This window comes from Ardenticatena maritima, assembly GCF_001306175.1.
Lineage (GTDB): Bacteria > Chloroflexota > Anaerolineae > Ardenticatenales > Ardenticatenaceae > Ardenticatena > Ardenticatena maritima.
Genome location: NZ_LGKN01000004.1, coordinates 74,486 through 98,832 on the forward strand (window position 1 = coordinate 74,486; position 24,347 = coordinate 98,832).

Annotated in this window: 21 protein-coding genes; 12 read left to right on the top strand and 9 right to left on the bottom strand. The window is 57.4% G+C overall.

All coding sequences use genetic code 11. The features are described from left to right. Positions 1 to 92 precede the first annotated feature (92 nt). From SE16_RS05170 to SE16_RS05200, 8 genes are all read right to left on the bottom strand, one after another. A complete protein-coding gene (locus tag SE16_RS05170; RefSeq protein ID WP_054493521.1) occupies positions 93 to 2,342 on the bottom strand; it encodes a VWA domain-containing protein in 2,250 nt (749 codons plus the stop codon). 40 nt (positions 2,343 to 2,382) lie between these two features. Next, positions 2,383 to 2,790: a TadE/TadG family type IV pilus assembly protein gene (locus SE16_RS15340; protein ID WP_054493522.1), complete on the bottom strand. Its 408-nt coding sequence runs from the start codon at positions 2,788 to 2,790 to the stop codon at positions 2,383 to 2,385. A gap of 5 nt (positions 2,791 to 2,795) precedes the next feature. Then, complete coding sequence (locus SE16_RS05175; RefSeq protein WP_054493523.1) at positions 2,796 to 3,308, bottom strand: TadE/TadG family type IV pilus assembly protein; 513 nt, start codon at positions 3,306 to 3,308, stop codon at positions 2,796 to 2,798. Between the two features lie 213 nt (positions 3,309 to 3,521). After that, on the bottom strand, positions 3,522 to 4,328 hold the full coding sequence (locus SE16_RS15710; protein WP_152918159.1) for a carboxypeptidase-like regulatory domain-containing protein: 807 nt from the start codon (positions 4,326 to 4,328) through the stop codon (positions 3,522 to 3,524). A 16-nt stretch (positions 4,329 to 4,344) separates the two neighbouring features. Continuing rightward, positions 4,345 to 5,466 carry a sensor histidine kinase gene (locus tag SE16_RS05185; RefSeq protein ID WP_054493525.1) on the bottom strand — a complete coding sequence of 374 codons (1,122 nt, stop codon included), beginning with the start codon at positions 5,464 to 5,466 and terminating at the stop codon, positions 4,345 to 4,347. 2 nt (positions 5,467 to 5,468) lie between these two features. Further along, on the bottom strand, positions 5,469 to 6,188 hold the full coding sequence (locus SE16_RS05190; RefSeq protein WP_200907361.1) for a response regulator: 720 nt from the start codon (positions 6,186 to 6,188) through the stop codon (positions 5,469 to 5,471). An 11-nt stretch (positions 6,189 to 6,199) separates the two neighbouring features. Further along, on the bottom strand, positions 6,200 to 6,940 hold the full coding sequence (locus SE16_RS05195; protein ID WP_054493526.1) for a sensor histidine kinase: 741 nt from the start codon (positions 6,938 to 6,940) through the stop codon (positions 6,200 to 6,202). Positions 6,941 to 7,030: 90 nt separating this feature from the next. Beyond that, positions 7,031 to 7,741 (bottom strand): polyprenol monophosphomannose synthase, encoded by a 711-nt coding sequence (locus SE16_RS05200; protein ID WP_054493527.1) that lies wholly within the window; start codon positions 7,739 to 7,741, stop codon positions 7,031 to 7,033. 129 nt (positions 7,742 to 7,870) lie between these two features. Between SE16_RS05200 and SE16_RS05205 the strand changes: the two genes are divergently transcribed. From SE16_RS05205 to glnA (SE16_RS05235), 7 genes are all read left to right on the top strand, one after another. Then, positions 7,871 to 8,662, top strand: coding sequence for a Nif3-like dinuclear metal center hexameric protein (locus tag SE16_RS05205; RefSeq protein ID WP_054493528.1), 792 nt, complete (start codon positions 7,871 to 7,873; stop codon positions 8,660 to 8,662). 10 nt (positions 8,663 to 8,672) lie between these two features. After that, a complete protein-coding gene (locus SE16_RS05210) occupies positions 8,673 to 9,404 on the top strand; it encodes a zinc ribbon domain-containing protein (protein ID WP_054493529.1) in 732 nt (243 codons plus the stop codon). A 9-nt stretch (positions 9,405 to 9,413) separates the two neighbouring features. After that, positions 9,414 to 10,802 carry a DNA repair protein RadA gene (gene radA, locus SE16_RS05215; RefSeq protein ID WP_054493530.1) on the top strand — a complete coding sequence of 463 codons (1,389 nt, stop codon included), beginning with the start codon at positions 9,414 to 9,416 and terminating at the stop codon, positions 10,800 to 10,802. Between the two features lie 86 nt (positions 10,803 to 10,888). Continuing rightward, positions 10,889 to 12,541 (top strand): hypothetical protein, encoded by a 1,653-nt coding sequence (locus SE16_RS05220; protein WP_060687317.1) that lies wholly within the window; start codon positions 10,889 to 10,891, stop codon positions 12,539 to 12,541. 161 nt (positions 12,542 to 12,702) lie between these two features. After that, positions 12,703 to 14,238, top strand: coding sequence for a helix-turn-helix domain-containing protein (locus tag SE16_RS05225; RefSeq protein WP_054492341.1), 1,536 nt, complete (start codon positions 12,703 to 12,705; stop codon positions 14,236 to 14,238). A 263-nt stretch (positions 14,239 to 14,501) separates the two neighbouring features. Further along, positions 14,502 to 15,932 (top strand): type I glutamate--ammonia ligase, encoded by a 1,431-nt coding sequence (gene glnA / locus SE16_RS05230; protein ID WP_054492342.1) that lies wholly within the window; start codon positions 14,502 to 14,504, stop codon positions 15,930 to 15,932. Positions 15,933 to 16,013: 81 nt separating this feature from the next. Further along, entirely contained in the window at positions 16,014 to 17,354 is a 1,341-nt protein-coding gene (gene glnA, locus SE16_RS05235) for a type I glutamate--ammonia ligase (RefSeq protein ID WP_054492343.1), read from the top strand. A 62-nt stretch (positions 17,355 to 17,416) separates the two neighbouring features. Here the strand turns inward: glnA (SE16_RS05235) and rplS are convergent, their stop codons facing one another. Continuing rightward, positions 17,417 to 17,797, bottom strand: a complete 381-nt coding sequence (gene rplS, locus SE16_RS05240) for a 50S ribosomal protein L19 (RefSeq protein ID WP_054492344.1) — start codon at positions 17,795 to 17,797, stop codon at positions 17,417 to 17,419. 423 nt (positions 17,798 to 18,220) lie between these two features. Between rplS and SE16_RS05245 the strand changes: the two genes are divergently transcribed. The 5 genes from SE16_RS05245 to SE16_RS05265 all read left to right on the top strand — a co-directional run bounded on the left by SE16_RS05245 (position 18,221) and on the right by SE16_RS05265 (position 24,272). Next, positions 18,221 to 19,225 carry a bifunctional UDP-N-acetylglucosamine diphosphorylase/glucosamine-1-phosphate N-acetyltransferase GlmU gene (locus SE16_RS05245; RefSeq protein ID WP_054492345.1) on the top strand — a complete coding sequence of 335 codons (1,005 nt, stop codon included), beginning with the start codon at positions 18,221 to 18,223 and terminating at the stop codon, positions 19,223 to 19,225. A 16-nt stretch (positions 19,226 to 19,241) separates the two neighbouring features. Beyond that, the gene (locus tag SE16_RS05250) at positions 19,242 to 20,621 is read left to right on the top strand and encodes a hemolysin family protein (protein WP_054492346.1); all 1,380 of its coding nucleotides are present in this window, start codon (positions 19,242 to 19,244) and stop codon (positions 20,619 to 20,621) included. 97 nt (positions 20,622 to 20,718) lie between these two features. Continuing rightward, complete coding sequence (cdd, locus tag SE16_RS05255; RefSeq protein ID WP_054492347.1) at positions 20,719 to 21,111, top strand: cytidine deaminase; 393 nt, start codon at positions 20,719 to 20,721, stop codon at positions 21,109 to 21,111. Positions 21,112 to 21,302: 191 nt separating this feature from the next. Further along, positions 21,303 to 23,249 carry a 2-oxoacid:acceptor oxidoreductase subunit alpha gene (locus SE16_RS05260; protein ID WP_054492348.1) on the top strand — a complete coding sequence of 649 codons (1,947 nt, stop codon included), beginning with the start codon at positions 21,303 to 21,305 and terminating at the stop codon, positions 23,247 to 23,249. Positions 23,250 to 23,300: 51 nt separating this feature from the next. Then, complete coding sequence (locus SE16_RS05265; RefSeq protein WP_054492349.1) at positions 23,301 to 24,272, top strand: thiamine pyrophosphate-dependent enzyme; 972 nt, start codon at positions 23,301 to 23,303, stop codon at positions 24,270 to 24,272. Positions 24,273 to 24,347 lie beyond the last annotated feature (75 nt).

Consider the following 24,347-nt stretch of genomic DNA (forward strand, 5'->3'; position numbering starts at 1 on the left):
CTATTCGTACAAATACAAGCATGAAGAGGCTGCCTATGACATATAAGAGGGGGGCATAAAGCCCCCCCTTTGAGTAGACCACATGCGAACGTTTACGGGCACCAAGTCGGGCGGGCTGCGCCGTCACACGTGCTCAGGTACAACACTTCCACCTGCGTAATACCAGTCCCCTGTCCAATCGAAACTTCAACGTACCCATTACGCGGATTGTTGGGATCACGCGGCGGACCACCATTACCATACGTCAGAATGTCATAGATGAGACCATTACGGTTCACCCGCGCCGTAAGGCGATAATCCCCTGGTGCCACATCTGTAAACTGGAAGGCGCCAGCATTGTTCGCAGTTGTCGTCTGGACAATAGCGCCGCTTGTTGTGCGCAACTCTACAGTCGCACCAGCCCCCAATGTTTCCTTCGTATAATAGGAACCTTCTTCGGCAATCTGTTGCACACGGTTCCCAATCAATTGGTAAATATTCGCTAGGTCGGAGGCATTGCGTGCGATATAGAAGTGCTTTTCGTAATCATCAATTTGCCCATTGCCATCATAATCGGCGTCCGGCGAGGCAATTGCTTCGGTTACTGCCGTATTAAAACCATCCCCAATAGCAATCGAGAAGACAATGATACCTGCTTCCTTCGCCAGGTTCGCCTGCTCAATCGTTTGCTGTTCGGCTTGGTTGTTGCAAGACGGTGTATTTTGCCCCTGCCCAGCAGCCCCACCAAATCCTGTCCATTTTCCATCCAAGGTAACGTTTACAATACCGTCAGAAGCGATAATCAATACAGGAATGGCGCCAGGTCGTAAATCAGCCAACAGTTGTTCACGCGCTGTCTGAATCGCATGCGCCAATGATGTACCACTATCAGCCGACAAGCCTTGAATAATACTATTCACATACCCAACATTATCCGTCAAGGATGAGCGAACTTCGGAATACAAGTACAGATTCATTTTATAATTATCACACGTTGTTCTATACTGTGCCCCTCGCCCTACAGTCGGGAATGTCGTTAAGCCAACGCGGTCACCCTCAACAACATTCAGCGTATTGTTGAAGGCAATCAAAGCATCTTTTGCGGATTGCAACTTTGACGAACCGCCCGACCATGAGGCATTCATAGAGCCAGAAATGTCCAGCACCAGCATCACATCCACGGGGACATGCTGCTCACTTGACCCCTCGGTATAGAAGATTTCATTCAAGTGCACCGTCCCAGCAATCACACGTCCCAAATCCGCAGGCGGCTCGTCATACAGCTTGACCGTTTGCGTCAAGTAGCAGCCCCCACCCGGCGGCGACGTCGTATCGACATAGCGCTCGAACACACCTTCGATCCACTTATCCCCACCTGTGGACTTATAATTTGTTAAGCGAAAACGAGCGAAGCCCACAATGTGATACTTCAAGTTGTTTCCATTGCCAACCGTATAATCGTAAATGGGTATAATAACTGAGGGATCATGTTGAATCGTCAGCCCATTCCGCGAATGCGTGGCACCGGCAATATACGCATCAAGTTCCTGACGTACGCCTGAGCTGTTCATCACCCCAGTTGCACCAGGCACAAGATCGCCTACGTGCCATGTGCCACTACGGCGCGTATCATGCATATTTGCAATGAGGGTCGTGTTGCTCGGATCGTTATCCCACGAAATCCAACCAAAGTTCCCATATGAAGAGTTACTGTTCTTGTCCCAAATGCGATACGTTGCGCCTTCAATGGGCTTGCCACCCGGGTCATCCTGGAACAACGCTGCGCTCACCGCAATCGGGAAGAGATTGCTGGCGCTCGCCGGGCACCAGTCCGGGTGAGCCTGCGCAAATGCGTCGGCTGACGTTTCCATCTCATCAAAGCCAATCACACGCGCAAAGAAGGTACCAAACGCAAGTGTAGAACGCACCTCGACACCACTGACCTCATACGAAGGCGGAATACCCCCGTTGTTGGGCAATGGAACACCGACGCGCTGTCCGTCTGGCCCGATGAAGTAGGCTTCAATGTTCGTGTTCACGCTGTCATTGGGATTCCCGTTGCTATCCGGAATACCGTTTGCCTGAGCCACACGGACAATCGTTTGCCAAATACGATTTTCATCCTGTGGCGTCCCGGCATAGTGCCCGCTATCCGGGTCAACATAGGTGCGCGCCAATTCGGCGCCACCTGCCAACGTAGCCGCATCTACAGCATTCTGCACACGTTGGCGTTGAACGTAGGCGTTCCCGGCATCTGTCACCAATGCCAGAAGCGCCATCAGGACAACCAGAGCACCACCAATAATGACGAGTGATTGCCCGGTTTCCCGACGCACTGAACGGAAAAACGTTGTTCCTTTCATAAGCCTACCTCTTCTTCCTTAAATAAGTGATCTTGACACTTCAGTAAAAACCAATGGATGTCACTTGCATTGAAAATGGTCGAGAAATGGTGATGCTGTTGTTTGTCAACAATAACGGTATACGTATCGTTGGTAGATTGAAGGTATAATACGACGTAATCGTTATCTGATTCCCTGTGCGATCCAACACAATTGACGGTGTACCTACCAACCCCACAAAATTCGGTTTGACACCATTATCTATAATCTCCTGGTTTGTGGCATTTGGATGCCGTACAGCATAACTCACCCCTTCAGTTGTGGCATGGTACATCACAATCCAGGCATAAAACGCATAGGACATCGCCACAAACCCTACCAGCGTAACAACCAGCAAAGGCAAAGAAAGAGCAAACTCTGTCAACGATTGCCCTTTTTCTTGCTTCCATTTCGATTGAATACGCGCCATACTTCTTACCATACCGTTTCAACCGTCATGTTATACCGAATTTGGTATGAACTGGGAAGCCCCATTCGACCAATAATCGGAAAGTTCATTGTACTCGTAAACAAGTCATCCAAGGCATATGTCACGCTGACAAAGATTTCGTAACGCCCGTTTCCAATCTCTGTGTACACAGGGTCTGATATGACTAAACGTGCCGGGTCAAGCCCTTTTGTTTGTGCCGATTCAATAATTCGGCGGCAAAACTCATACAATGTTGGCGTTTCACTCTGGTTTAATTCTGGATCCTGGCAATGAGAACGCCCTACCTCATTGAGCATGGATTGTTTATCCACCAAATACAGCGCCCCATGCCGCGTAGACGACACCAGAGTTAAATACGTTGTAAAAACGCGCGCCATTTCAAAGGCAGCAAGCAACATCACCAACAAGAAAATGAGTGTCAATGACGTTTCAACAAGGCTCTGGCCTCGCTCATGTCTGCGCATATATCGTTTTATTTGACTTTTCACTTGGCGCATAATACCCCATACAACGTTGTTTTCCTTCAACATTCTAACAGGAAAAACGGGAAGATGCAATAGGCATTCTGTGCAGTCTTTGCACGCATGAATGTGGGACTTTTGTCAGCAGTGTTAGGGCTATGAAGAAGGATGTTCCTACAATCGCCTTTTACATAGGTGATTGTACAGGAAGAAGATTACAAGATATATTACAAGATAAAATAAGCCGATTCATGTGTCAAATCGGCGTCGCAAAGCAATAACCCCCATGAGCGAAAGCGCAAAGAGCGTTGCAACCAGCAACCATAGTTGAGAAAACACACTGACATCATTCCCTGTTTGAGGGAGAACAGTCTGCACCTGCGGTGTTTTGGTCGGCTCTGGCGTTGGTGTAGGTGTAGCGGTAGCCATACCTGTCTGCCCAAGGACCAAACGCAATGAAATGACCTCACCGGGTGTACCGGTTGTTTCAATAACATCTTGGGCTAACACTTGCCCTTCCACCAACGCTTCAATAATGGCTTGCCCAGCCCCCAAGTTGTTGAAGTAGAAAAAGCCATTGGAATCCGTAAGCCACTCGGCTTGCCAGCCTCCTCCCCGCAAACGCACCAATACACCCGGCCAGCCAGCCCCTTGGGCATCAACAACAAACCCCTCAACGCGCGAGCAGCAAGCTTGTGTATCGGTTCCCGTCCCAGCGTTGGTACGCGTGGCCGTTGCAGTCGGCGCACGCACTTCTGTGGGCTGAGGAAGAGGCGTTTGCGTGGCTGGTGGTGTACTTGGCGCAGGTGGTGTTGCCGTTGGCGGCACTGGCGTAGAGGTAAACGTTGCCGTCGGCGTAATAGATGGTGCAGATGTTGTTGGTTCAGGCGACGGCGTAGCCGTGGCTGTTGGAGGGACAGGGGTTGCTGTAGCAGTTGGCGTTGGTGTCGGTGTTGCCCGTTGTTGCAACGGCGATGCAGCATAGCCCACCGATGGGAAAGCGACCAAAAGAAGCAAAACGAGCGACAAACCAATGCGCTTGGCGTGAGTATTCATATCCTATCGCTCCCTTTCATGATGCTGATGGTAAGCGCGGCGAGGTATGCTCGGTTGGCGTCAACGCCGGCATACGCACCTGGACACGCGTCCCGCGCCCCGCGGCGCTGTCCACCTGCATTTTGCCCTGCAACATTTCAATACGCTCTTGCAAGGTCGTCAAGCCAATGCGTTTTTGTTGCGCCGACGTCCGCAAGACCGAACCCACATCAAAACCAACGCCATCATCCTCAACAGTGAGGATCACTTCATCCCCTTGGCGATCCAACGTGACTAACACATTGCTGGCATTCGCGTGGCGCTCGACATTGCGCAGCAATTCTTGCAGCGTGCGGAAAAGTGTGATTTCAATCGTTGGGTCAAAGCGCTGTTCATCGCCGAAGACTTGCAAGCGAATGGCAAACGGGACTTTCTTTTGCAGTGCTTCAACATACCGCTTGACCGTAGGCACCAACCCCAGATCGTCCAACATCATGGGGCGTAAATCAAAAATGAAATCGCGAATCTGCTGAAATGTCGTATTGACCGCATTCTTGAGATTATTCAGCTCGACACGTGCACGGTCAGCATCCATATCAAACAACCGCTGGCAGACTTCGGCTTGCAAAATCAAGTTCGTCAGCGATTGCGCGGGGCCATCGTGCATCTGGCGCGCCAGATTGAGGCGTTCGCTTTCTTGGGCTTCAATGAGTTGCGCCACCATAGCCATGCTATCCAGCGGCACAAACTCGCCTTCTTCATCACTCAATCGCAAAGCCGACGTCCCCGGAACAGATTCAACCGTATCGGCAAACTCGACAACCCGCTGGAGCATTTCAGCATACTGTTCCAAAATGCGCTGCTTATTCTGCAACTGTTCAATCTGGCTTCGCATCATGAACAAGCGCATTTGCATTTCATGCGCCGCCGTGTAAAGGGCTTTAATATCTTCGCGCGGCACAGTATCAAAGTTCATCTCCATTTGCCGTACACGGTTCTGTGCCTGCAAATTCCGCTGCGCCAGACGCTCCACTTCCGCGGTGCTTTGCCGAATCAAGACATCCAACTCTCGCAATTCACCTTGAATACGCTCCAGCTCTTGCGCAGCATCGGTCCGCAAATCAGCCAGTTTTCGCAAAAATCCTGTTTGCTGTTGCATACCTACCCTTCATCCTCATCATCAATTTCATCCAAGCGAATCCAGCCGTGGCGCAATGCATACACGGCCGCCTGTGTCCGATCGTTCACCTGCAGTTTGCGCAAAATGGAGGTCATATGATTTTTGACGGTTTGGCGGCTGATGCCCAAATGGTGTGCTACTTCCTTATTTGAATAGCCTTTGGTGATCAGCGTCAAAATCTCCATTTCACGCGGCGATAAGGGAACAAACGCATCTTCATCCGCCGTGCCGTAAAGCGCCATTTCCTCAAACTGCTTGAGCAACCAAGCCGCCATCTGCTGCTCGCTCATCACCTGATTATTGACCACATATTTCCCCTCATACACCTTGTGAATAGCGTTCAGCAAGGTTTCAGGGTCAACATCTTTGGGGAAATAAGCGGAAGCACCGGCACGAATAGCGTGGAATAATTGCTCTTTATCATGATATGCTGTGAGAATGATAATATAAATTTTGCTGTTCTGCATAGTCACTTCCCGGGTGATACGCAAACCATTCTTGCCGGGAAGGTTGATATCCATAAGAACAATATGCGGCTCAATTTCCAAAATGCGCTCGGTGGCATCCTCGCCGCTGGACAACTCAGCCACCACCTCAATTTGCGGGTCTATTTCCAATGTGTTGCGCAATCCACGCCGAAACAATGGGTGGTCATCACACAAGACGACCCGAATACGCTCGATTTGTTCTCCACTCCTCACAACGGCCCCCTTCACTTTTCTTCATGGCGCATTGGAAGGTGCACGACAACCCGCGTCCCCTGAGGGTTGCCATTTTCGACATGCATGCGTCCCCCCAGCCATCGTACCCGTTCCCATGCGCTCAATAATGCCAATGCCCGCATATCGGGTTCAGCATCAAAATCCAGCGCCAACGTCACCGGTGCACCATCATCCTCAAAATACATTTCGATACCCTGGTCGCTCTCACGCAAGGCAACGTGCAACGAATTGCTATTTCCCCAATAAAGTACCGCAAAGACCAGTTCCTGCACCACCCGAAAGGCAACTAATTCAAACAACGACGGATAGCGTTGCCGCGTCAATTCATTCTGCCAGACAATGCGGACAGCCGTTTGCCCATCAAGCGCTTCTTGAAACGCCTTCAACGCCGCATGGAATCCCAATTCGAATAGTGTGCGTGGATACAGCCCATTGACCAACGCCTGCACATCGCGCAAACCTTGCTGTAATTCATCACGCAAGGCTTCAAGACCACTTCGCGCCACATCGGGAGACGTATCGAGTAGTTGCAGACAAGCGTTGATTTCAAATGTTGCGTTCGCCAACAATTGACCAGGACCGTCGCTCAAAAAGCGAGCAAGGCGGAGCGCCGTCTCTTCGGTCCACCAGAGCGCCCAAAAGGCTTCTTGCCGCCTGGTGTTGACAAACTGCTTCGCCCATTCAGCCGCCAACGGGTCTTGGTCTGTTTCATCTGTATGCCAGTATACCATATTCTACTCCTGAGCGTCAATGAAAAATAAGCATTGCCTCACATGTTCAGCATGCCCTTTTTTGACGCCCCATGCAATGCGACTTTATGGCTACTTTTCTGCACCACCAGCCAACCGCAAGCGAAACACGGTCAAAGCGGCTTTGTAGATTTCTTGCCGCGAGATTTTGGAGACACCTTGCCGCCGGTCTTCAAACAAAATGGGCACTTCCCCAATCCGCCAGCCTGCTTGCTGACAGTAAAAGAGCATTTCCACCAGAAAAGAATACCCATTTGAACGAATGCGCTCCAAATCGAGCGCCGTCAGCACATGCCGCCGATAGCACCGAAAGCCCGCTGTGCAATCGTGCGCTTGCAAACCCAACACCAACCGCGCCACCATGTTCGCCGTCCAACTCAGCAGCACACGCGAAAGCGGCCAATTCGCCGTTCCGCCGCCGGGAACATAGCGCGAACCAATCACCACATCGTAGCGCTCACTCGCCGCCAGTATGTCGGGCAGATAGCGCGGATGGTGCGAAAAATCGGCATCCATCGTGATGATACGCTCCGCACCGCGCGCCAGCGCATACCGCATCCCATCTTTGTACGCCGTGCCCAGCCCCAATTTTCCGGCACGGTGCAGGACGTGTACCCATCCATACGTCTCACGCAAGGCGTCCGCCACAGCCCCTGTTCCATCCGGGCTGTTATCGTCCACAATGATGACATCCGCGCCGAGCGCCAGGCGGGCAATCTCTTCAACCAACTGTGGCACATTCTCACGTTCGTTGTAGGTGGGAAGAATGATAGCCGTTTGCATCCAAACACTCCGCTGCTCAATTGATGAGCGCGCATTGTAAAAGAAGAAAAGACCTTGACAATCCCCAACGGTTTGCCCGAGAAAGTGCCTCCGGTACAATGAAAGCGAACCAACCACGCAGGAGAAAGCATGCTCACCGCGCAAGCCATTCGAGAAGCCATTGAAACGCTCGCCCCCCCAGCCTGGGCGGAATCATGGGATAATGTAGGCTGGCAAATCGGCGACGACACCATGTCCGTCGCACGCGTGCACATCACACTCGACCTCGACGCCGCCGTCCTGGATGAAGCACGCACGCACAACGCCGACCTTATCGTGTCGCACCACCCGCTCATTTTTCGCCCGCTTTCACGCATTGACACCGCCACCCCCCAAGGACACCTGATCGCCGAACTCATCCGTGCCGGCATTGGCGTCTACAGCGCCCACACCAACCTGGACGCTGCCAACCCCGGCGTGAGCACCGCCTTGGCGGACGCCCTCGGGCTTTCGTGGCAAAGTGCGCTTGCCCCCTTGCCGCACGCTCCCGACGCCTTCGGCTTCGGTGTGATTTGCGAGCACGAACCACTCACCACCGCCGAACTCGCCGAACGCGTCCATACCCGTCTCGGCACACCCTCGCCGCGCATCACCGACGCTGGGCACACCACACACACCCGCACCGCCTTGCTTGGTGGGAGCGGGGCGGCTTTTATTCACCAGGCACGCGCCGCCGGTTGCACATGCTTTATCACCGGTGAAGTCAAATACCACGAAGCGCAAGACGCACGCGCCATCGGGCTGACCCTCATCGAAGCCGACCACTTCTACAGCGAAGCCCCCGTGCTTGCCCTGCTGGCCGACCATCTGCGCCCGCTTGGCGTCAGCGTCACCATCAGCCGCATCGCCACCACGCCTTTCACCTACTTGCCAACCAAGTGAGGAGTGAACGATGACGACATCGGCACATCTGCTGTTTGAACTCCAACAGCTGGAACAAGACATCGCCGAAAAAGAAGAGAAATTACGTCAAGTACAGAAGGCGCTACGCGGCTCACGCAAACTTGCCAAAGCGCAACGCGATTTTGAAGAGGCCGAAGTCGCCTATGTGCAAGCCCGGCAACGCCAACGCGAACTCGAAGATGAACTGTCGCAGGTCGAAGCCAAAATTCGCCAGGAAGAAGAACGGCTCTACAACGGCTCCGTCCGCAACCCGAAAGAGCTCAGCGCCATTCAGGAAGAAGTGAACCACCTGAAAGAGCGCCAGAATCATCTTTCCAATGAAGTGCTGCAAGCACTAGAAGCTGCAGAACGCGCCAAGCAGGTGCGCGACGAAGCCGCGACAGCCTTGCGCGCCGCCGAAGCCGATTGGCAAAAACGCCGCGCCAAACTGCAAAAAGCCGAAGAAAAACTCACGCGCTATCTTGCGGTCATGCAGAAGAAAGTCTCCCAACTTCGCGCCACCATCAACGCGGCTGACATCGAACGCTACGAATACCTGAAAGCACGCAAGGGCTTGCCCGTCGTCGCTCCCTTGCAAGACGAGGTGTGCGGTCTGTGCGGCGTTGCCGTCTCCCAACAAAAAATCATCGCCGTTCAACGGGGCGACCTTGTCCAATGCGGCAACTGCGACCGCATTTTGGTCCGTGCGACACGCAACACATCACAACACAAGCGAGCGTAGTGCAAACTTATGGCACGCAAAAAAGCCCGAACCGTTTACGTCTGTGAAGAATGCGGCGCCGAACATCCCAAATGGGGGGGGCGGTGCCTGACGTGTGGCGCGTACAACTCCCTCAAAGAGTTCAAAATCGCGCCCGAACCATCAACGCGGCACACCGCCCAAACCTGGCTCGGGGCGAGCGACAACCCACCCCGCCGCCTGACCGAAGTTGAAGCCGAAGCCATGCAGCGCATCCCGCTAACCAATCGCGAGTTTGCGCGCGTGCTAGGCGGCGGCATTGTCCCAGGCTCGCTGGTGCTCATCGGCGGCGATCCCGGTATCGGCAAGAGCACGCTTCTTTTGCAAGTAGCGGGCGAGTTAGCGGAACGTCAGGGCGTTGTGCTCTACGTCTCAGGGGAAGAAAGCACGCATCAAATTCGCATGCGCGCCGAACGCCTGGGCATCCACGCCGCCGACTTGTACCTGCTGAGCGAAACGAACCTGGAACGCATCGTCGCCCACATCCAGCATCTGCACCCCCGCGCTGTCATTGTGGACTCCATCCAAACCGTCTATCTCGATTCGCTCGCGTCCAGCGCCGGCTCGGTCACACAGGTGCGCGAATGCGCCGCCCGTCTGCTGCAAACCGCCAAAATCCTCAACATCCCCATTTTCCTCGTCGGGCATGTGACCAAAAGCGGCGACATCGCCGGACCGCGCGTGCTGGAACACATCGTGGACGCCGTGCTCTATCTGGAAGGCGACCGCCTGCACGCCTACCGCCTCTTGCGTAGCGTCAAAAACCGCTTTGGGAGCACGCACGAAGTGGGCGTTTTTGAAATGGCGGAGCGCGGCATGCTCGAAGTCGCCAACCCGAGTGAACTCTTCCTGGGCGACCACCGCGCCGACCCCACAGGCGCCGCCATCGCCGTCACGCTGGAAGGCACGCGCGCGTTGCTGGTGGAAATTCAGGCGCTCAGCACCACCACCGCGTTCAGCCAACCCCGCCGCACCGCCACCGGCTTCGACCTGAATCGGCTCTATCTGCTCATCGCGGTATTGACCAAGCGCGTGGGGTTGAAACTCCACAACCAGGATATCTTTGTCAACGTGGTGGGTGGGCTCCGCATTGCCGAACCCGCCGCCGACCTTGCCGTCGCCCTCGCCATTGCCAGCAGTTATCGCGAAAAACCCATCTCGCGCCGCATGGCGGCCATTGGCGAAATTGGGCTGGGCGGCGAATTGCGCCCCGTCGGGCAACTCGAAAAGCGCCTGAGCGAAGCCGCGAAACTCGGCTTCACCCATTGCCTGGTGCCCAAAACCAGCCGCCCCGTGCGCGCCGAGGGCATTCACGTCATCCCGTGCGGAACCGTCGTCGAAGCCCTGCATGCCGCGTTCAAATCGGGGCAACACGCCTGAAACGCACGCGCTTTCTCCCTGGGCGTCCGCCATGCTACACTTGGGTTTCTCCGTAAACAGCGAAACCAAGCCAAGCGAGGGAGCGCGTGTCCCGCCCACTCATTGCCCGTCTGCTTTTCATGCTCGGCGTGCTGTCCATCATGGTATGGTGGGCATTGCACAACGCGCCCAGCCCACTGCGCGGCAAACCCGCCGCCTACCCGCTCACGGACACGCTTTCACCCGAACAACGCCTCGCCCAAGACCTTGCGCTTGCCGACCCGCGCGTTCAGGCGTACACGGCGGGGCGTCGAAGCGAGGTTTTTGGCGTGCGCCGTCTCCGCACCGACGTTCCCCCCAGCGCCGCCGAATGCCGCCAACCGGAGATAGACTGCCGCCAGGTGGAACTCTACGTTTTCGAGGCAGACGCCGCAGTCATCGCCATCGTCAATGTCAACAGCCGCACGGTGCTGGACGTGTTCTACCAGCCCGGCGTGCGCCCCGGCATCAACAAACGCCTCGCCGAACGCGCCCAAGCCATCGCCCTGAACGCCCCTGAAGTGCAACGTGCGCTCGGCTTTCGCCCCACCAGCGTGGACATGGCGCCGGTGGACGCCGACATGGTCAACTCCGTTTGCGAAGCAGGCCATCTCTGTGTGGGACCCACGTTCCGCGTGGGGAACCGTATCTTGTGGGCCATCGTGGACCTCACCGATGAACGCCTGGTGGGCACCAATTGGACCACTGTGGCGGAAGACGGGGCGTCCATCCGCTTTACCGCCCAAACATGCCCCCAACCCGGCACCGTCCAACGCGACGGCTGGTCGCTCGCCTACGAAACCACGTCCACCGACGGCTTGCGCATTTTCGACGTCTCCTTTTACACGCACACCCTGCTCACCAGCGCCAAACTCGTCGAATGGCACGTGGACTACGGCACAACCGGCTTCCGCGATTCAACCGGTTGCGGCGACGGCGGCGGGGGTTTTGCCATAGCCCCGTATGGCGAAACCGAAGTGCGCGACCTGCGCGACGCCAGCAACGCCTATCTCGGCTTTGAAATCGTGCAAGATTTTCGCATGAGCAACTGGGGCGCATCGTGCAACTATCGCTACGAGCAACACATGCAATTCTTCACCGATGGGCGTTTTCGCATTGTGGGGGGCGCATATGGGCGTGGGTGCAGTACCGACCCGGTCTATCGCCCTGTGCTGCGCATTGACATTGCCCTGGACGGCGACAACCACGATACCCTACGCACATCGAACGATAACGGGCAAACGTGGAACGAAGCCGCAACCGAAACATGGTGGCTGCAAAACACCCCCACCACCAACTGGGTCATCAGCGATACGCTTACCAACACCGCTTACCGCCTCATCCCCGGCGAACCCGGATTGTTCGCCCCCGAAGAACGCGGCGACTACGCCTACATCTACCTCACCCGCCATCACCCCGACGAAGGCGATAGCGACTTAGGCTCCATTGGGGGCTGTTGCAATGATAACCACCAGCAAGGTCCCGACCTCTTCATTGACGGTGAAGCCGCCGCCGACACCAACATCGTGCTCTGGTACGTGCCGCAAATGCAAACCGACGCCAGCGGCGACGACGCCAACGGCTTTTATTGCTGGACGGTGAACGGCGAACCCACGCCCGAAACCTACCCCTGTTTTGCCGGTCCACTCTTTGAACCGCTCGCCCCCCTCACCCCGCCGCAGGAACGCCTGTTCCTTCCGCTGATTGAACAGTCCCCCTAAACCCCGCCGGCTCACCCATCTGGGCGCGCCTCGCCCCAAACTGTGCACATTGCACAGAAAGAACCGTCGCGTTTTCGGCATGATTGGGCATACCTTCCCACGCACCGCCCTGTTATGCTACAATCTGCACAAAGCCAACCAAGAATCCAGCCTAAACTGCTATGCCTTCAAGCGAACTGGTCACCCAAACCATGCGTGACGTCTGGCGGCTTGCCCTGCCCTTGGGCACGCGGCTCGTCGCCGGGCGCATTGGGCTTGTGCGCTCTGTCCGCTGGGTACGCACCAGCAACCCCACGCTCCCGCTTTTCCCTGAGTTGAACGCGGACGAACTCGCCATCCTGGACATGCGCGCCGCACGCACTATCAACCCCCTGTTGCGGCTTGAACGTGTTGTCCACGCCCTTGCCGAGATTCCTGTGTCCGGGCTGGCGGTGAACAGCGAGGTTGACGAAAGCGCCCTGCGCGCCGCCGAACAGAACGGGTTGCCGCTCTTCATCCTGCCCGCCGGAGAAGACCTTCAGCGCACAGCGCGCGCTGTTGTGCGCCTGCTGATTGACCGTGAAATTCAGGAAGAAACCCGTAGCGCCGAACTGCTCCGCCGTTTCACAGCCCTGCTAGCGCACGAAGAGGGACTCGACGCGGTCTTGCAGGCGCTGGCAACCTTCACCGGGCATCTGGTCGAACTCAGTGTCGGGGGGGAAACCCTGCGCCACGCCCCGCCGCACATGGACGCTCCCCACAGCCCCATCACGTGGCCTGTGTACACCCACGCACTTCATGACAACGACGGCGCCACCATTGCCACCTTGCGCCTTTTCAACACGAACGCCGACAACTTCGACCGCCTCACACAACTTGCTGTTGAACAAGCGGCAACCGCCCTCTCGCTCGAACTCTCCAAACTTCGCGCCATTAGCGCCGTCCAACACGCCATCCACGCCGACATCCTCGACGCGATCACCGCCCGCGAAGACCCCGACATCATTCGGGCGCGGGCGCGCGGGCTGGGCTACGAGATTGACGGCGCCCACCTGGTGATTCTAGCCGCCACGCCCACCGAAACGCAGTGGGACTTATGGGCGCGCCGCATTCGCGACCTGGCGGCACGCCACAACTGGAACGCCCTCACCATCAATCGCCCCGACCGCCTGGCGATTTTGCTCGGCACAGAAAATGCCGCCCGGTTCGTCGGGCTCAACGAATGGCTGGACGCCTGCCGCGCCGCGTGGAATGGTCAACCGCTGACGCTGGCGGTGAGCGAGGTTCGCCAGGGGCTGGACGGCTTGCGCGACGCGCTCACGCAAGCCGAAGATACGCTCGCGCTCGGTGTGCGCCTCTTTGGACATGGGCAGACGTTCCGCTACACCGCCATGGGGCTTTACCGCCTCTTCCGCCACCTGGACGGCAATCCCGAACTATTCGAATTCTACGCCCAAACCATCGCCCCACTGATTGCCTACGACCGCGAACACAACACCGACCTGTTGCACACGCTGGAAACCATTCTGGCACACCGCGGCAACATCAGCCGCACCGCCGCCGCGCTTCACCTGCACCGCAACTCACTCGCCTACCGTCTCCAACGCATCAAAGACATTACCCACCTTGACCCTCTCGACCCCGAAGACGCTTTCCGGTTCCATCTGGCTCTCTATCTGCGCCCCCTGGTTGAACCCCATTTGCACACCCCCGATTGACCGCGCCTGCTTTTTCAAAGTGCACAAACGCCGGCTGCCCCTCTTCTCGCCCAAGCCACGCCGCCAAGGGGCATATGGGCACCCCCACAGGCGCAGCGACACCCACGCGGTCCATTCCACGCCTGTCATTTGTGCAACATGCACAAACAAGACCCAGGGACTTTTAGCCAAAAAGCCGTAGGATTCATATGGGCACTTTGCTATGCTGAGAGCGTCTTGAGGCACTTCAACCAACCAGACAACTTTGGGAGGAATTTTCAACCATGGCTCTCGACTGCAAAACCCCAAAAGACGTTATTCACGCCATCAAAGAACACAACATCCAAATGGTGGATTTCCGCTTCACCGACTTGCCGGGAACCTGGCAACATTTCAGCGTGCCCGTCCGCCTCATAGATGAAGACCTCTTTGAAGAAGGGCTTGGTTTTGACGGCTCGTCCATCCGCGGGTTCCAGGCCATCAACGAATCCGATATGCTTCTGCTCCCCGACCCGACGACGGCGTTCGTAGACCCGGTACTCGAAGTCCCGACACTCGCCATCATCTGCGACGTGTACGACCCCATCACCCTGCAACCCTACACGCGCGACCCGCGCTACATCGCCAAAAAAGCCGAAGCCTACTTGAAGCAAACCGGTATCGGCGACACCTCTTACTGGGGGCCCGAAGCTGAATTTTTCGTCTTCAGCGATGTGCGCTACGGCACCTATCCCTACCAGGCGTTCTACAAAGTGGACAGCCCCGAAGCCTGGTGGAACAGCGATAAAGACCTTGGCCCCAACCTGGGCGCGCAAATTCCGCCCAAGCGCGGCTACTTCCCCACGCCGCCCACCGACACCTTGCAAGATGTGCGCAGCCGCATGGTGCTGGCGCTCGAAGCCGCCGGTGTTCCGGTTGAACTGCATCACCACGAAGTGGCCACCGCCGGGCAGGGCGAAATTGACTTGCGCTTTGACACCCTCGTGCGCATGGCAGACCGCATCATGATGTACAAGTACATCATCAAAAACGTGGCGCGCCAGCATGGATTGACGGCGACGTTCATGCCCAAGCCGCTCTATGGCGACAACGGCAGTGGTATGCACGTCCACCAAAGCATCTGGAAAGACGGCGTCAACATTTTCTGGGATGAAGCGGGCTACGCCCAACTCTCCGAAGCCGCTGTGCACTACATTGGTGGGCTTCTGACGCACGCGCCGAGCCTGCTGGCGTTCTGCGCCCCCACCACCAACTCGTACAAGCGCTTGGTGCCGGGCTATGAAGCCCCTATCAACCTCGTCTATTCCCAGCGCAACCGCTCGGCCATTTGCCGCATTCCCATGTACAGCAAGAGCCCGAAATCCAAGCGCATCGAATTCCGCGCCCCCGACCCATCGGCGAACCCCTACCTGGCGTTTGCGTCACTGCTCATGGCAGGCTTGGACGGCATCCAAAACCGCCTCGATCCGGGCGAACCGATTGACAAAGACCTCTACGACCTGGAACCGGAAGAAGCCGCCCACATCAAGAACACGCCCGGCTCACTCGAAGCCGTCATTGAAGAACTCAAAGCCGACCACGAGTACTTGCTGCGCGGTGACGTCTTCACCGAAGACGTACTGGACGCCTACATCCGCTACAAAGTGACTGAGGAAATTGACGCGGTGCGCTTGCGTCCACATCCGCAAGAATTCGTGCTCTACTTCGACGTTTAGACTGCGGCGCGCATTCCAACCGAGGCGGCGTGTGTCGGCAAGCACACGCCGCCTTTGCGCCTGGCGACAAAGCAGGGGAGCATGCCTATGCCAACATTCGAGGAGATTTGGGCGCGTATCGAAGCCGAAAATGTGCGCTTCATCCGTCTGCAATTCACCGACATTGTCGGACACGTCAAAAACGTCACCATTCCTGTCGAAAAATTGGAAGACGCCATCACCCACGGCGTCTGGTTCGATGGGTCATCCATTGAAGGTTTTGCACGTGTCGCCGAAAGCGACATGTACCTGAAACCCGACCTGAGCACCTTCGCCATCTTGCCATGGGAACGGCGCGAACAAGCCACCGCCCGCATCATCTGCGACGTGTACACGCCGCACGGCGACCCCTTCCCAGGCGACCCGCGCGAGGTGTTGCGGCGCGCGCTCGCCGAAGCCGCCGAGCTCGGTTTTGGCTACCAAACGGGTCCCGAACCCGAATTCTTCCTCTTCAAGCGCGACGCCAGCGGTCGCCCCATCCTCGAACCGCATGACGGCGCCGGCTATTTCGACGAAAGCACCGATTTGGGGCTCGACGTGCGCCGCCAAATGGTGAACGCCCTGCAAGCCCTCGGTATCGAAGTGGAAGCCACCCATCACGAAGTCGCCCCTGGGCAACACGAAATAGATTTTCGCTACGACGACGCCCTGCGCACCGCCGACAACGTGGTCACCTTGCGCATCGCCGTCAAAACCATTTCCCAGCGCAACGGGTTGTACGCCTCATTCATGCCCAAACCCATCTCCGGCATCAACGGCAGTGGCATGCACACCCACCAAAGCCTTGTGCGGCTTGAAACAGGCGAAAACGCCTTCGTGGACCCGCATGGCGAATACGGATTGAGCGCCATCGCCCGCTGGTTCATCGCCGGGCAACTCGCGCACGCCCGCGCATTGAGCGCCGTCGTCGCGCCGACGGTGAACTCGTACAAGCGCCTCGTGCCCGGCTACGAAGCCCCCGTGTATGTCTCGTGGGCGCGCTTCAACCGCTCGGCGCTCATCCGCGTGCCCAGCATCAGCACCGGGCGCTGGCAAAGCACGCGCGTCGAACTGCGCAGCCCCGACCCATCGGCAAACCCCTATCTCGCCTTTGCCGCCATGCTCGCCGCCGGGCTGGACGGCATCCGCCGCCAACTTGAACCACCACCACCCGCCGAAGAAGACCTCTTCCACCTGGACGCCCGCCGTCTCTCGCGCCCGTTGGAACTTTTGCCCAACTCGCTCGCCGAAGCGTTGGACGCACTCGAATCAGACGAGGTGATTGCGTCGGCGCTGGGTCCGCACCTGTTGAGCCGCTTCATCGAAGCCAAACGGCGTGAATGGGACGACTATCGGGCGCACGTCTCAACATGGGAGATTGAACGCTACTTTGAAATTTTCTGAGGAAAACAAAAACGCGCGTGGCAAAACCACGCGCGTTTTGTTCGTTCGCAAGGAAACCGTTGCTATTCCTTGTCTTCGGAAATGAAGCGCTGGCGCAAACGCGCCTTCTTGCCGGTCAGGTCGCGCAGGTAGTAGAGTTTGGCGCGGCGCACCTTCGAGTGGCGTACCACTTCGATTTTCTCCACACGCGGCGAATAGACGGGGAAGATACGTTCGACCCCCACGCCGTGCGAAGCAATGCGGCGCACCGTAATCATGCGGTTGACCCCGCGCCCCTTGATTGCAATAATGGTCCCTTGGAAGACCTGCACACGCTCCTTATTGCCTTCAACAATGCGCAGGTGGACGCGCACAATATCACCAGGGCGCAAACGGGGCACGTCCTTTTTGGCGGCCAATTGTTCCAACACTTCTGATTCGAGAGCCTGTACCAGGTCGGCCATTGTTGTCACTCCCTTTGGCTAAATTCACACAGAAAAACGCCCTCGTGGCGGGCGTTTTGTTGTTCTTCGACAGCGGCTTGGGAGTATAACACAACCTCAAAAAGTGAGCAAATGGGAAGCGATGGCGCGCCTTTTCCCTACAAAGAAAGCCCTCTCTCGCTCAAACAGGCGCGCTCTCCGATTTTCGCCCCCCGTTTCACAAAATTTCTGGACTTTCTGGCCGTTTTGAATATCCTACCAGGTAAGGAGTTGAACCAATTTGCCGAGGACTGTGAAGAAACAACTCGCAGACCTATCCATCCACCAACTCAATATCGCCATGTGCTGGACGACCCGCCCGGCTGACACTGTTTCGCAACAATTCCACCGGTGCGCGGGTCTCTTTTTGTTTCACTTCATTCCCCACGAAAGGACGACACACCCATGAAACTGGCAACGATTATCCTGGCCGCCGGACAAGGCACCCGCATGAAATCCCGCCTACCCAAAGTCCTGCACCCGGTTGCCGGCCGCGCAATGATTGAAGAAGTCATCGAAACCGCCCGCGCCCTCAACCCCGCCGAACTGGTGCTGGTGGTCGGGCACGGCGCGGAACAAGTCCGCGACCTTGTGGGCGACGGCGTGCGCTACGCCCTGCAAGCCCGCCAGTTGGGCACAGGGCATGCCGTGGCGCAAGCCCGTTCACTGCTGGAAGGGCGCGCAGACACCGTGCTCGTGCTCTATGGTGATACGCCGCTCATTCGGCCGGAAACGTTGCGCACGTTGCTTGCGCGCCACACCGAAGCCAATGCCGCCGTGACCCTGCTCACCTTCGAGCCGCCCGACCCCACAGGGTACGGGCGCATCGTGCGCGACGCCAACGGGCGCGTGGTAGCCATCGTGGAACACAAAGACGCCACCGAGGAACAGCGCCGCATCCGTGAATGCAACAGCGGTATTCTCGCCTTCCGCGCCGATTGGCTATGGGCGCGCCTGGACGACGTTCCACTCAGCCCGCAGGGCGAATACTACCTGACTGACATGGTTGCGCTGGCGGTCGAAGATGCGTTGCCCGTCGCCGCGATCGTCGCCGAAGACCCCGAAGAAGTGCTCGGCGTCAACGACCGCGTGCAACTCGCCACCGCCACGCGCGTTCTGCTCAATCGGCGGCGCGAAGCCCTCATGCGCGCAGGCGTGACGCTCGTCCAACCCGAAACCGTCTTCATTGGGCCGCATGTGCGCGTGGGGCGCGATACGCTGATTGAGCCGCACGTCCACCTGGATGGGCTGACCATTATCGGCGAAGAAAACTACATTGGCCCATTCACCCATCTCTCCAACGTGACGACGGGGCGCGGTTGCCTGCTCAGCGGTGTACGGCTCTACAACCGCGATTTTGCCGACGGCGTCAAACTGGTTGGTGAAGAAAACGGTATTCCCATAGGGTGAAATCAGACGAAAGGAGATGATCACATTGGAACCTGACAGTAGTTCCCCGCTTGCGCTTGTTCTTGTTGTGATAGTCCTTTTCCTCTATGCGTTTGTCACCTATGCCGAAACGGTCTTGCGCACCTATCCGCGCAGCCAACTGTTCACCGACAAGCACCGCTCACTCGCCACCCACCTGCGCGACCATCCACTGCACGCCTCGCTCGCCTTTGCGGCGGTGCGCCTGCCCTTGCTCATGGTTGCTTTCGTTGCCCTCATGCCCAGCGCAACACGCCTGCCCTGGTCACCCTGGGCGTTCTTCGGCGTCATCATGCTGGTCTTCCTTGCCGTCGGGCACATTTTGCCCGCAACATTGGCGCGGCACATCAGCCCACGGAACGCCGACATCATCTTCTACCTGATTCAAGGGCTTCTCTGGCTGAGCAAGCCTATTCTTGCCTTCTACGAACGCCTGCTTGGGCTGGAACCCCAACGAGAAAGCGAGGAAGACCCCCAAATCAACATCCTGAGCGATGACGAAATCCGTATTCTGGCGACCATCGTCGGCGAAACCGAAGCCGTTGAAGGGCTTCCCGAAGATGAACGCCGCATGATTGAGCGCATTCTGGACCTGGACAAAACCAACGTGCGCGAAGTGATGACACCGCGTATTCACATTGTCGCCCTGCCGGAAACGGCCACCCTTGCCGATGCAATTGCCCTCATTCTCGAAGAAGGGCATTCACGCATTCCCATCTACCGCGATAACATTGACAACATTGTGGGCTTGCTCTACGCCAAAGACCTCTTCAAACCGTTGCAGGCGGGGCATTTGCACTGCACCATCGCCGAAAGCGGTATTTTGCGCCAACCGCTTTTTGTGCCCGAAAGCAAAAAACTCGACCGTCTGCTGAAAGAAATGCAGCAACAACATATGCACCTCGCGGTGGTGGTGGACGAATACGGCGGGACAGCCGGCATTGCGACCATCGAGGACATCATGGAAGAAATCGTGGGCGATATTCAAGACGAATACGATGAAGAAGCCCCCGAAATCGAACACCTTTCGCCCACGGAACTGCTTTGCCATGCGCACGCCGACATTGACCATATCAACAGCATTCTCAATGTTGCCTTGCCCACCGATACGAGCGACACCATCGGCGGCTTGCTGTACGCCCTGCTTGGCGATATTCCCGAAGTCGGGCACGAAGAAATCATTGACGGCGCACGTCTGCGCGTTGTCGAACGGGATGAGCGGCGCATTACCAAGGTACACGTCCAAAAACTGCCGCCCGATGCTTCATTAGAGGAAGAAGAGACACCCGCTACGACGCGCGATGAACCTTCAACCAGTGCGAAAGAAACACCACCACAGAATACCAGCATGCACTACGGCTTTGATACCGTTGGATGAAAAAATTCACATCTCGCGTGGATTGCGCCCGCCCTCAGATAGCATATTCTCTTGATACCCTTGCGTCGAAGAAGACCACATAGAACGGAGTCCATCCATGACTGAACAAGAACTGCATCGCTACGCCGTCGAAGTCCGTCAACGGGCATACGCGCCCTATTCACGCTATGCTGTGGGCGCCGTCGTTGAAACTGAGGATGGGACACTGTTTGCAGGGTGCAACGTGGAAAACGCCGCCTACCCACAATGCATGTGCGCCGAACGGGTCGCCATCTTCAAAGCCGTCAGCGAAGGGCATCGCCGCATACGGCGCCTTTTGCTCGTCACCGAAGACGGCGGCACGCCTTGTGGCGGGTGCCGCTCTGTGATGGCGGAGTTTGGCTCCCCAGAGATGGACGTCATCATCGCAACGCCAGAAAAGATCGTCAAACGCTATCGGTTGGGAGACCTACTCCTCGATGGTTTTGAATTTCGGCGCGACGCCTCATAAAAGCCACCAAACCACCTCACCCCGACAGCAATCAACGCGCTGTCGGGGTTTTTTGTCTATCGTTGTGCAGGCTGCCTTACATTTTTCTGGTGTTTCTTGTCGCGAATAGCCCTTCATGTGGAAAAGGATATAATTTTGCGCGTCCATGCTGTTCTATCAAAACGCATAGTCTGTAAAACCAAGGAGGCATCATGGCAGCAGTTGAGCGAAAAGAATTAGCCTGGCGGGTCGGCGGCCCCCAGGGAAGCGGGGTTGATACGGCCGCAAAAATGTTCAGTTATGCCTGCATGTACGGCGGGCTCTTTGTTTTCGGTCGTCGTGAGTATTACTCCAACATCATGGGGCGTCACAGTTTCTACGACGTGCGCGTTTCACACCGCCGCCTCACATCGCACCGCGAAACAGTTGACTTGCTGGCAACCTTTGAAGCCGAGTCGCTCGCACGCCACGCCGTCAACGTCGTACCGGGCGGCGCCATCGTGTACAACGTTGCCGACGCCGACGTCCCCTTTGACCGCATCACCTACCTTGACAAGCGCTACGCCGATGACCTTGCCGCCTACCTCGCGGAGCGCGACTTGCCCCCCACCACAGCCGGCTTGCTTGAAGACGCGCGCCGCCGCGGGGTGCAGGTGTTCGCCTTCCCCTACGATGAAATCATGGAGCGCCTGGCTGAACAGCGCGGCATCCACAAATCGGTGGCGCAGCGCACCATCAACACCATCGCCGTCGCCATCTCCGTCGCCATGCTCGAATTCGACGAAACCACGGTCGTCAAAGCGCTTGAAAAATCGTTCCCCGGTCGCCAAAAAATCATTGATCTGAACGTCGCCGCCGCCGAAACCACCTACGAATACGTGCGCAGCGAATACGATCTCTCCAAGTTCATGTTCCGCCTCGACCGCCGCGAGACCGACGAACGCTACATCCTCGTCAACGGCAACCAGGCGGGCGCGCTGGGCAAACTCGCCGGCGGGCTGACCATGCAAACCTACTACCCCATCAGCCCGGCGACCGACGAGAGCGTTTACCTGGAAGGGCACAACCACTTCCCGCTGCGCAACGGTGGTGAAGGCGCCGCCATCGTCGTCCAGACCGAAGACGAACTCTCCGCCATCACGATGGCCGCCGGTGCGGCGCTTGCCGGTGCGCGTGCCGCAACCGCCACGTCGGGCCCCGGTTTTGCGCTGATGGTTGAAGCCCTCGGCTGGGTCGGGACGGTGGAAGTGCCGGTTGTCATCACCGACTACCAGCGCGGGAGCCCCAGCACGGGGATGCCCACCCGCACCGAACAGGGTGACCTGCTCTTTGCGGTGCACGCCGGGCACGGCGAATTTCCGCGCATTGTGCTGGCATCGGGCGACGTGGAAGAAACGTTCTACGACGCCGCACAGGCGCTCAGTTATGCTGAAAAGTATCAAGTGCCGGTCATTCACCTGCTGGATAAGAACCTGGCAAGCAACTCGGTCAGCCTGCCGGCGTTCGACACCAGCAAAATCAAAATTGAACGCGATTTGCGCTACAACCCGGAAGAAAAACAGCACGAAGGCACCTTCCCGCGCTTCGCTGTCACCGAAAGCGGTATCTCGCCGCGTGCCGTGCTTGGGCAACCCGGCGGCGAACATTGGGTGACGGGTGGCGAACACACCGTGCACGGGCGTGTGACCGAAGACGTCACCATCCGCGAGCAACAAATGGAAAAGCGCATGCGCAAACTGGAAACCATCCGCAAAGACCTCACCCCCGAAGAAAAGGTGAAGGTTTACGGCAACCCCGACGCGGCATTCACCATCATCAGTTGGGGGTCCACCAAAGGCAGCATTCTCGAAGCCATTGAACGGCTCGCCAAAGAAGGCATCGAAGCGCGGTTCATCCAGGTGCGCGTGCTCTACCCCTTCCCCAGCGAAGTGCTGGGCGAACTGCTCGCCACCGCCAAGCCGCTGGTGGACGTCGAACTGAACTACTCCGGCCAGTTGGCGCGGCTCATGCGCGAGCAAATGGGGCGCGACGTGGACCACCTGGTGGTGAAGTACAACGGTCGCCCCATTGCCGGGCACGTCCTCGCCGACGTTCTGCGCGGCATCCACAACGGCGACATTACCGACGCCCGCTACGTCATTCGCAACCCGTTTGAATAAACCTGACAAACCAGCGGTCATCTCGACCGAGCATGTGAGAGGAGCGAAACCATGACTGTGCAAAATGTGAAAGTAACACCCAAACTTTACCGCCCACCCCATCCGGTGGACTGGTGCCCCGGCTGTGGTGACTTCGGTATCCTTTCGTCCTTGCAACGCGCACTCGCCGAACTTGGTTTGCTGCCCCACCAGGTCGCCGTCTTCGGCGGCATTGGGTGCTCAGGCAAAGCGCCCTACTACGTCAGCAGTTATGGCGTGCACACCCTGCACGGGCGCGTCCTGCCCTATGCGCAAGGCGCCAAACTCGCCAACCCGGAACTGACCGTTGTGGCCGTCGGGGGCGACGGCGACGGGCTGGGCATCGGTGCGGCGCACTTCGTCAACGCCGGCCGCCGCAACATTGACATGACCTACATCCTCTTCAACAACGAAGTCTACGGGCTGACCAAAGGGCAAGCCGCCCCCACCATGCCACTGGGCATGCAGACCAAAGCCCTGCCCGAACCCAACATGCAGAACAAAATCAACTCGCTCATGCTGGCGCTCACCTCTGGCTTCACGTGGATTGGGCGCGGCTACGCCTACAACGTGAAACAACTCGTCAAACTCATGCAAGAAGCCATCCAGCACCCTGGGCTTTCCTACCTGGAAGTGCTGCAACCCTGCCCCACCTACAACAACATTCACACCAAAGAATGGTACAACGGCGAAGATCTGGGGCATCCGCGCGTGTACGACGTGCAAGAAGAAGGGTACGACCCCGTCATTCCCGAAGGCGCTGACGAAGAAACCATCAACGCCAAAATGCTCGCCTTCATGCAGAAAGCCAACGAATGGGGCGACCGTATCCCGACGGGTATTCTGCTGCAAAACCGCGCCATTCCCACCTACGAAGAGCGCATCAGCCAGAAAATCCCGTCCTACCGCAGCAATCCGCCCGCCGTGCGCGACGTGCGCGACGAAAACGGCTACTCGCAAGTAGACCTTTCACCCTTCTACGAAGAACTCGCCATCAACTACTAAACCGCACAGCACGCCAGGACACACAACGGGGGCCTTGCGCCCCCGTTGTTGCATTTCCCCCGCCGGCACCATCCA